The sequence below is a fragment of the Bacillus sp. NTK034 genome, from assembly GCF_017303275.1.
In the GTDB taxonomy this organism is placed as follows: domain Bacteria; phylum Bacillota; class Bacilli; order Bacillales; family Cytobacillaceae; genus Cytobacillus.
The window spans coordinates 157,537-166,420 of the sequence record NZ_JAFKOJ010000011.1; the positions used below are offsets into that span (position 1 = coordinate 157,537).

9 protein-coding genes and 14 tRNA genes are annotated in these 8,884 nt (G+C 41.9%); 1 reads left to right on the forward strand and 22 read right to left on the reverse strand.

Annotated elements, in window-relative coordinates; all coding sequences use genetic code 11:
- Nucleotides 1–89 precede the first annotated feature (89 nt).
- Complete coding sequence (locus tag JI665_RS24655) at nucleotides 90–626, reverse strand: DUF3267 domain-containing protein (RefSeq protein ID WP_206845207.1); 537 nt, start codon at nucleotides 624–626, stop codon at nucleotides 90–92.
- 228 nt (nucleotides 627–854) lie between these two features.
- Here JI665_RS24655 and JI665_RS24660 point away from each other — a divergent pair, with 228 nt between their 5' ends.
- Nucleotides 855–1,274 (forward strand): hypothetical protein, encoded by a 420-nt coding sequence (locus JI665_RS24660; protein ID WP_206845209.1) that lies wholly within the window; start codon nucleotides 855–857, stop codon nucleotides 1,272–1,274.
- Between the two features lie 37 nt (nucleotides 1,275–1,311).
- Here JI665_RS24660 and JI665_RS24665 read toward each other — a convergent pair whose 3' ends face one another.
- The 21 genes from JI665_RS24665 to JI665_RS24765 all read right to left on the reverse strand — a co-directional run bounded on the left by JI665_RS24665 (nucleotide 1,312) and on the right by JI665_RS24765 (nucleotide 8,862).
- Nucleotides 1,312–2,181 carry a cation diffusion facilitator family transporter gene (locus JI665_RS24665; RefSeq protein ID WP_206845212.1) on the reverse strand — a complete coding sequence of 290 codons (870 nt, stop codon included), beginning with the start codon at nucleotides 2,179–2,181 and terminating at the stop codon, nucleotides 1,312–1,314.
- Between the two features lie 232 nt (nucleotides 2,182–2,413).
- Entirely contained in the window at nucleotides 2,414–3,202 is a 789-nt protein-coding gene (locus JI665_RS24670; protein ID WP_206845213.1) for a DUF2935 domain-containing protein, read from the reverse strand.
- Between the two features lie 131 nt (nucleotides 3,203–3,333).
- The gene (locus JI665_RS24675; protein WP_206845216.1) at nucleotides 3,334–3,894 is read right to left on the reverse strand and encodes a hypothetical protein; all 561 of its coding nucleotides are present in this window, start codon (nucleotides 3,892–3,894) and stop codon (nucleotides 3,334–3,336) included.
- Nucleotides 3,891–4,523, reverse strand: a complete 633-nt coding sequence (locus tag JI665_RS24680) for an SCO family protein (protein ID WP_206845219.1) — start codon at nucleotides 4,521–4,523, stop codon at nucleotides 3,891–3,893. The genes JI665_RS24675 and JI665_RS24680 overlap by 4 nt, the downstream gene beginning before the upstream one ends.
- Before the next feature lie 59 nt (nucleotides 4,524–4,582).
- Nucleotides 4,583–6,280, reverse strand: coding sequence for a cbb3-type cytochrome c oxidase subunit I (locus tag JI665_RS24685; protein WP_206845221.1), 1,698 nt, complete (start codon nucleotides 6,278–6,280; stop codon nucleotides 4,583–4,585).
- 11 nt (nucleotides 6,281–6,291) lie between these two features.
- On the reverse strand, nucleotides 6,292–6,756 hold the full coding sequence (locus JI665_RS24690; protein WP_206845224.1) for a cytochrome c oxidase subunit II: 465 nt from the start codon (nucleotides 6,754–6,756) through the stop codon (nucleotides 6,292–6,294).
- Between the two features lie 12 nt (nucleotides 6,757–6,768).
- On the reverse strand, nucleotides 6,769–6,909 hold the full coding sequence (locus tag JI665_RS24695; RefSeq protein ID WP_206845226.1) for a cytochrome c oxidase subunit 2A: 141 nt from the start codon (nucleotides 6,907–6,909) through the stop codon (nucleotides 6,769–6,771).
- Nucleotides 6,910–7,263: 354 nt separating this feature from the next.
- Nucleotides 7,264–7,340: transfer RNA gene (locus JI665_RS24700), tRNA-Ile, on the reverse strand.
- Between the two features lie 6 nt (nucleotides 7,341–7,346).
- Nucleotides 7,347–7,420, reverse strand: a tRNA-Gly gene (locus JI665_RS24705).
- A gap of 14 nt (nucleotides 7,421–7,434) precedes the next feature.
- Nucleotides 7,435–7,508 (reverse strand) — tRNA-Cys (locus tag JI665_RS24710).
- A 7-nt stretch (nucleotides 7,509–7,515) separates the two neighbouring features.
- Nucleotides 7,516–7,590: transfer RNA gene (locus JI665_RS24715), tRNA-Gln, on the reverse strand.
- 28 nt (nucleotides 7,591–7,618) lie between these two features.
- Nucleotides 7,619–7,694: transfer RNA gene (locus JI665_RS24720), tRNA-His, on the reverse strand.
- Nucleotides 7,695–7,705: 11 nt separating this feature from the next.
- Nucleotides 7,706–7,779, reverse strand: a tRNA-Trp gene (locus JI665_RS24725).
- Between the two features lie 7 nt (nucleotides 7,780–7,786).
- A tRNA-Tyr gene (locus tag JI665_RS24730) sits at nucleotides 7,787–7,870 on the reverse strand.
- 22 nt (nucleotides 7,871–7,892) lie between these two features.
- A tRNA-Phe gene (locus JI665_RS24735) sits at nucleotides 7,893–7,968 on the reverse strand.
- Between the two features lie 170 nt (nucleotides 7,969–8,138).
- Nucleotides 8,139–8,215: transfer RNA gene (locus tag JI665_RS24740), tRNA-Asp, on the reverse strand.
- A gap of 3 nt (nucleotides 8,216–8,218) precedes the next feature.
- Nucleotides 8,219–8,292, reverse strand: a tRNA-Met gene (locus tag JI665_RS24745).
- A gap of 185 nt (nucleotides 8,293–8,477) precedes the next feature.
- Nucleotides 8,478–8,570, reverse strand: a tRNA-Ser gene (locus JI665_RS24750).
- A 23-nt stretch (nucleotides 8,571–8,593) separates the two neighbouring features.
- A tRNA-Met gene (locus JI665_RS24755) sits at nucleotides 8,594–8,670 on the reverse strand.
- An 18-nt stretch (nucleotides 8,671–8,688) separates the two neighbouring features.
- Nucleotides 8,689–8,764, reverse strand: a tRNA-Ala gene (locus JI665_RS24760).
- Between the two features lie 21 nt (nucleotides 8,765–8,785).
- A tRNA-Pro gene (locus JI665_RS24765) sits at nucleotides 8,786–8,862 on the reverse strand.
- Nucleotides 8,863–8,884: the final 22 nt, after the last annotated feature.

Here is an 8,884-nt window from a genome sequence, read left to right on the forward strand (position 1 = left end):
CTGGCGGCCCTGGTTGCTTATTTTTTCACCCAAATATTTATTGGCTGGGACAACAAACATAAAAGTTCTTAAACATATGGAATTGCAGCCTATTCATAAACTGTAAATTGCGGTTTAGTCGGATGGTCAATAACTAGAGCATCATTTGAAAATTTTAAGAGCTTTTTATACAAAACAAGATCTCCAAAACATCCAGCAGTCAATATCGCTCCTAATATCGATAATCCAGGCATATTCAGTACAATTCCAAGAACAAGGGGCAACAAGCCAGTCGGAATGAATGGCAGCATTAAAACCTTTTTCATTTGCTGAACAGTCACTGGCTGTTTGGCATGAGCATAAGCCACACCCAATTTCAAATTGACTCCCCAGGACATTTCGCTCCATGGAACACCGCCAATATAGCGAAAACCTGCCAGATGGATGGCTTCATGCAAAACAACTATAACAACCATACCAGCTAAAAATAATAGCATACCGATAAGATCAAAAGACATTTCCCCTCCTCCATAAATCACTGCATGTAAAAAGAGCACCCCAAATACCAGCACAATCGTTGCAATGAATAAATAAATCTGCAATTTCATCATTGAAATGGAAACAACCGTTTGTTTTCTATTATCCAACTTTCTCATCCCCTCAAGAAATAAGACCATATACAAATGTACGGAGAAAAAGTTAAAAAGTTTCAGATGTTTCCATTCTTTTACTCTCCTTCTTTTGCCTCATTCTCAAATTCTCACTTTTACCGATTGTGCCCAAATGGACCTAATGTACCCGAAAACACTGTTACCGGCATCAATAGCCTTGTATAATCAATTCAAGAACACTGTGAAAGGACTGTGATAAGGGAAGTGCTATATATCTGGGATATTGAAAAGATTATTTTACATACATTAAACGAACACCGCCTCAATATAAATTACGAGTTCAGCAATACACTTACTGCACCTATGAGCTACAACGTCTCAACGAATACAATTAAGTTTAACTATCTGAAAGTGAACGGCTACATAGCCAAAATCAACTTTAAAATTAAAGAACCCGATGAGAACCTGTTGAAATTGATGCTATACCATGAAATAGGCTATTATCTGGATTTCAAGAAAAACAAACATGATATAAGAACCCTAATGTATGGAGAAGATGACGAGAAAGAACAGCTCATGTCTGAAATAGAAAAAAACTCCTGGGATTATGGAAGAAAAATAGTTCCTGAACACCTCGTAAATGCCTATGATCATTTACGGGAATTGGATAAAATGTTCAGCTAGAAAAAAAATGCGCCTCATCAAGAGACGCATTTCTTTTTTAATTCGGCTCCACATGGACATGAACATCATATACCCCATAATCCTGCATCATCACTTTCTCAACATGTGTCGCAATATCATGGGCTTCCTTAATATCCAGTGTGGAATTAACGAGAATGACCACATCGATAACTTCATTGTTTCCATAGCTTCTGCCTTTAATATCTTTTATGCCTTTTACCCCATCTACTTTTTTGATGACATCCTGATAATGATTAATCTTTTTTTCATCAAATCCATCTGAAAGCTCATGGGAGGCTTGTACAAAAATATCCCATGCCGTTTTACATATTAATATCCCGACAATAATGGCTGTTAACGGATCAAGCCATGGCATGTTCAGTTGTGATCCAAAAATTCCGATGGCTGTGCCTATACTCACCCAGGCGTCTGAGATATTATCCTTAGCCGTTGCCATAACGGCCTTGCTGTTAATTTTAATGGCTAATTTTTTGTTGTAGCGGTACACAAAGTACATTACCGCTCCAGAAAAAACTCCCGTATATGCCGCAAAGATATCAGGAGATTCATTAACTCCTTCAAACATAGATGAAACAGCATTCAGCAGAACTTGAATGCCCACAGCAGCCATAATAAAGGACGCTACCATGGAAGCGATGGTTTCACTTTTCCAATGGCCATACCCATGATTTTTATCCGGCGGACGCTGGGAAATCCTAAGACCTATAAGCACTGCAATTGAAGCAATAATATCCGTTGTATTATTCAATCCATCCGCTTTCAAAGCAGCAGAATCACTCACATATCCAATTGTTAATTTTAGTACAGAAAGACATATATAAGCTGCAATACTAATAAACGCAGCACGCTCACCCAACTTAAGGTTTTGATACTTTTCCTCTTCCATGCCCTAGCCTCCTACTTTACCCTTGCTTATATTACCAAGCGGAATTCGGGTGGGTCTAGAGCAATCTTTTTGTCTATTATTAAATAAATAAGCAAAGTGCAATTAAGTTGGACTAGTGAAAATTTAAGCCAGCCCTGAAATAGGCTGGCTTGATTTGTATCATTTTAATGTGCATAAGGGAATAACAGAAATTTGAACAACCTGAAAGAAACGGCCCTTCCTCCAAGAAAATCTAAGCCCTCTTAAGACTCGCTTCAAACAAATCGATAATTTCCAAAAATCTCTCTGCTTCTCTAAACGTATGGTCTGCCAGAAGAGGATGAATATTGCTTTTGATCCGGCACGCCTCTATTAATTCTCTGGCTGTTTTCTTAAAGTCCCTTAATGAAGCAACTGATACCTTATTCTCATTTAAAAAATGGCTAAGTATTGGTTTCGTTTCTGATTCAGGCTGCATAGAGTCAAGATCAACAGCTTGAAAGACCAATTGGTCAAAATCATGACTAAACTCTCTTGCCTGTTCTACCAGCTTTCTTTCCGAAGGATCTAGTAAATGGCCAATAAACTTAGCATGATCTGCCATGATCCTGAGAAAGAATACATTTTCTTCTATAATGGCTTCAGGTTTTGGTGCGAGTATCCCTGAGTTTAGGTCTTTTAATCGATTTGCAAAGTATGCAGCTTCTCTGCTGATATGGTCAATCAATAATGGAAAATTATTTGAACGGATTTCGCATCTTAGTGTCAGCCCCAGCACTTTCCTCTTATAGCTCCAGATGGCAGCAGCTGCTTGATAAACCTCGTTATTAAATGCTCGAACCTGGCTTAGTTCTGAGTTGATTGTAAATCTGGCCAGCTTTTCCTCGATTCTTTCAAATAGAGCGATAAATTGCTGTGCTTCGGCGATTAATTGTTTTTGTTCATAGGTAAACCCTAAACTTAAAAATAGTGCATGTTCTTTCATAATCCTGGACCAAAATTTAATTTCATCCAGCGATCTAACGACTATTGGATCCGCCATGTCATCCCCTCCCCAATTACTCACTCCTTCTCATATATATTTATGATCTTCTGCCTTTATTCTATTTTATTGAAGCAGGTAAACCAGCTGAAATTGTACGAACTGCTTCCAAGACGCCAGCAGTCATTCTATTACTCATATTTTGAAAAATCCATGAAATAGCTATAAATCAAGTAAATAACCATTGCAAACGCGGTTGAGATAAAACCCCATCCCAGCGTAATCTGCTCGATGACCAAATAATTATTGCAAAGCTGTACAGGGGACCAGATATATAGCCATCCCAGGGCTAAAAATAAGATAGTAAAGAAAATAATGAGAGCATGCTTCCAAAATGGACTTAGCTTTGGCCAGCTGTCCCGCAATGGAACCCCAGCCAAAAAAGGAAGCGAAATAAATTTAAAAGCTTCAATACTTGTAAGCGTCAAGGCTTCATCCATTGTCCTGGGCAGAGACCAATAAACCATAATGATCGAAAACAGCAAAATACCAGGGACTCCATTTTCATTCCAATTTGAAAAGAATTTCTGAAAGCGATTTTGAAAGAATTTCGCCATGAATAAACCCGAGATCACCAGTAGAGGCATTTGCATATGCATATGGGTAATCATAATGGACTCCAGCAAATTAGCTACTGGCGGGAGAATCAGTGTTAGAAGCAGCAGGAATCCATATACTGATGGCTTCATCATTTTTCCCCTCCACTTTGCAGAATCTCTGTTACCCGATCAGCCGCCTCTTCAATCAGTGTGTAATCCATAACTTCTACTAACTGTCCTTTTGGATTCACCAGATAAAAAGCCGAGTTATGTGCAAAATTGCCGTATTCATCTGGAATGACAACGACTCCAAATCCGTCCAGTAAAGACTTAAGTTCCTGCTGATCCGGAATCCTGGCCATTCTCCAGGTTTCTCCGTCACTTCCAAAGGCCTTCCGGTAAGTATCCAATGTTTCCGGATCATCCCTCTCCGGATCAAAACTGATGCTCAGAAACTGAATATCATTTCCGATGTACTCTTCCGGAGTCCGTTTATATACTTCAGACATATTAACCTCCAGTTCAGGACAAACAGTACCGCATGAAGTATATAAAAAGGTAATAAACACATATTTCTCTTCGAATTCTGAGAAAGAAAAGATCCTCCCGTTATTATCTTCAAGTGTTACATCCGGGAATTGAGGCTTATCATCCATTAACTGATTAATTCTGGCTGTTTCGGCAGTGAAAGCCTGAAACCCATCTGTGCCAATGTAAAACAGGACCACACCAAACACCAGTATCAGCAAGCTTGAAAGCACCGTTCTATTTTTTGGAAACATGATTCCTCACTTCCTTTTAAAGAAAGAGACAGCCCAGCAGCCGAGCTATCACTCTACCCTTACCAGGTTTTATATGGAGGTGAACCTGGAGGTGCATTGACTATAAAATCGACCAATGGAATGACGTAAGCCATGCCGACAAGGACAAACATACACACAATCCATAATCCCCAGCGCTCTGTCCATCTAGGTGTTGGCGCTTCATCCTCTTCCACTTCCGCAACAGGGAATTCTGTGTTTCCTTTTGGTGCAAAGAACATGAGGTAGAATACAGCATATACCTGCATAAGTACACCGATCATAAGAAGGCTACCACCGATAGCCAGGAAGAACAGATAAGGATCCCAGCTTAAAGCAGTCGCATTGTCAAAGTATGTTGAATAGGAAGTTCTTCTTGGAGAACCCAGCAGACCCACCCAATGCATCGCTCCGGACATGATGATCATACCGAGCGTCCATATGATCGTTTGTATAACCCCAAGTTTATTGATCTGCGGTGTAAGCACTCTTTTTGATACATAAGGAATGAGCCAGTAGCTGATGCCGAAGAACGTCATGACCACAGACATGCCAAGTGTTAAGTGGAAATGACCGACAATCCACATTGTGTTATGAACAACCTGGTTCAATTGGTTTGTGCTTTGTACTATTCCACCCGCTCCGGCAGGAATAAAAGCAGCCATCGCGATAAATGGCGCGAGAAACCGAACATCTCCCCATGGAAGTTTCTTATACCAGCCGACAAGACCTCTTCCTCCTTTCTTTCTCGCTGTACGCTCAAATACCGCAAACATAGCATAAGCAGTCATTAATGAAGGAAAACCAATCGCCAAACTCATAAACACGTGCATGTATTTCACAGGTTCAGAAATACCAGGATCAATAATCTGATGATGGAAACCGCCGGTAATATTCATAATTACTAGTGCAATAACTACAATTCTTGTTAAAAGGTCATTCCATCTTCGGCCGCCAATAACCTTCGGCACTATGACATACCAGGCAGAGACCGCGGTTAAATACCAGATGTTAACCAGCGTATGGCCGAACGCCCAGAACAGCGTGCGTGCAACCATGACATTTATTGTCTCCATCCATCCAAAAGCCCAAGGGATAATGGTAAACACCTCAATGGCTACAGGTATGCTGCCAAAGAATAAGAGAACAAATACACCGGTAGCAAAGAAAGAAAGAATAGGGACATGCTGGCCGGGATTCCTCTTTCGCCAGCTAGCCACATTAATAAAGGCACCAAAGGCGCACATCCATACACCCAATACAATGAAGACTAAGCCGATATAGAAAATAGGTGAAGCAGCCATTGGCGGATAAAAAGTATACATAACAGATGCTTCATTCATTAAAATCGGAATCACAGCTAGGACAAATCCGAAAATCTTCATCCAGAAGCCAATCCAGGCCATCATTCTTACCTTAGGAAGCAGTCCTCCCAGCGTATGCGATAATCCAGCATAAAAGTAACCAATTGTGAAGAAAGCCGACAGTACGACTACCAGAAGCAGACCGTGAGCTGTAAGAACCTGATAATAGTTCAGCCATGCCGGCAATTCCAGCATTCCAGCCCGGTTCATCCCTTGCAAAAGTCCAAGTATTCCCCCCAGCAGGATGGCTAAGAAAGCAACAGATAAATATGATTTCGTTATTTTTGCATCCTCCAGGCTAATTCCCATAACTTTATTTGCTTTATCCTTAAAAGCTTGTGTTTTTCCTGTTTGCTTAATAACAGTTTCCACCATCTATCCCCCCTTTATTTCACCGTAATGGTGGTGCTCATCATCTGATGGCCCGCACCGCAGTACTCATTGCAAAGAACCAAATATTCACCTGGCTTATCAAATTTCTGAGTGATCTTTTGTACATAGCCAGGCACAACCATTGTATTTAAGTTCGTGTCGGCAACCTGAAAGCCATGCACGACATCTTTTGATGTCATAGTAAAATGAACCGTTGATCCTGCAGGCACTTCAATTTCATTTGGGGTAAAGCTGAATACCTGAAGGGTCATAACCACTTCATACTCATTGTCGCCTATCTTCTTAATCCCGGGATTATTAAACGGCTCTGTCTCATCCACTTTTTGAGGATCAATTCGCTCTCCATAGCTTGGCGGCCCCATCTCCAGGGCGAATGTCTGATAGCCCGTAATCAGCATGAATCCAATAATCATTCCAAAGCTTAATATCAGCCATATCTTCTCCGACCGATGCATCATTTTTTATCCCCCCTATAATCTGGCCATGTAAAGACCATACACAATTAAATAAGTAACAAAGATCCCAAGTCCCACAACTGTAACTGAAAAGAACGTACCCCTTAGAGAGTTATGTTCCTTTAAACTGCTTTGGCCCACTTTTCGCGTTTCCACCTTCCATCAGCTCCTTAGCTTTGTTACCTACATCATAGTTGAGAAGGGTTTTCATAAAAGTGAAATGAATCACACTAATTTTAAATATCTCGCAGGCAAAATGCTGAAATACTAGCAAAAACATAGTAATATCAAGGCTTTCTTCCATTGAATTCTGTACTGGCAAGCATAACGATTCACAAATAGTTCACATAAACTCACCTGATTTAGAAAATCACGCAATCCTCTTAAATCTGGCTTTAAAGATATAAATGTAATATATATAAATTGATCCAATAACGGTTCTATAAAGGGGTTATCAAACACAAAAAAAACTAATTCCTATTGGAATTAGTTTGAAAATGGTATGTATAATGGTGGGCCTAAATGGACTCGAACCATCGACCTCACGCTTATCAGGCGTGCGCTCTAACCAGCTGAGCTATAGGCCCATATGTTGGAGCGGGTGAAGGGAATCGAACCCTCATCATCAGCTTGGAAGGCTGAGGTTTTACCACTAAACTACACCCGCATATGAATATGGTTTGGAGGCAACACCCGGATTTGAACCGGGGATGGAGGTTTTGCAGACCTCTGCCTTACCACTTGGCTATGCTGCCTTAAAAATGGCTGGGCTAGCAGGATTCGAACCTGCGAGTGACGGAGTCAAAGTCCGGTGCCTTACCGCTTGGCTATAGCCCAATAATAAATAATGCTGTCAAAAGAATAATGGGGCGATTGATGGGAATCGAACCCACGAGTGTCGGAGCCACAATCCGATGCGTTAACCACTTCGCCACAACCGCCACTATCCTACTGGCAGGGGTAGTAGGAATCGAACCCACATCAAAGGTTTTGGAGACCTTCGTTTTACCATTAAACTATACCCCTATATAAATGGTGGAGGGGGGCAGATTCGAACTGCCGAACCCGAAGGAGCGGATTTACAGTCCGCCGCGTTTAGCCACTTCGCTACCCCTCCAAGTCTGAAAAGACTTAGGAAATGGTGGCTCAGGACGGAATCGAACCGCCGACACAAGGATTTTCAGTCCTTTGCTCTACCGACTGAGCTACTGAGCCATATAATATTTTTTTCCCTAAAGCTAAATACATGTGCTTCAAAGCCCTGCGTTCTTTGTTGCAGATTTTAAAAGCATGCTATTCGATGATGTTGAAGCTTCGCAGCTGCCTTCTTTTAAAATCCTCTACCGACTGAGCTACTGAGCAATATATTTTTAATTTTTTAAAAATGGCGGTCCGGACGGGACTCGAACCCGCGACCTCCTGCGTGACAGGCAGGCATTCTAACCAACTGAACTACCGGACCAGATTGCGGGGGCAGGATTTGAACCTGCGACCTTCGGGTTATGAGCCCGACGAGCTACCGGACTGCTCCACCCCGCGATAGTATTATTAATGTGATTTTTCCATGCTCACATCTAGCATTTTATCTCGCAGCTTATTCAATGAAGTACCGCCCCGATTTCAGAAAGATTATTCAAGCAGCAGCTCAATCGGTGCGCTGAAGTAATTCCTTCGAAGTTTATTCGGGCGTGCTCCACCCCGCGATAGTATTATTAAATGAAATATGGAGGAGGAAAGGGGATTCGAACCCCTGCGCGGTTTGACCCGCCTGTCGGTTTTCAAGACCGATCCCTTCAGCCGGACTTGGGTATTCCTCCGATGTAATAAAAAATAATCATATTGGTAGCGGCGGAGGGGATCGAACCCCCGACCTCACGGGTATGAACCGTACGCTCTAGCCAGCTGAGCTACACCGCCGAAATGATTATATATTTATGGTGGAGCCTAGCGGGATCGAACCGCTGACCTCCTGCGTGCAAAGCAGGCGCTCTCCCAGCTGAGCTAAGGCCCCATGTAATAATAGAAGTGTCTCTGGTCGGGAAGACAGGATTCGAACCTGCGACCCCTTGGTCCCAAACCAAGTGCTCTACCAAGCTGAGCTACTCCCCGTAATATGGCGCGCCCGAGAGGA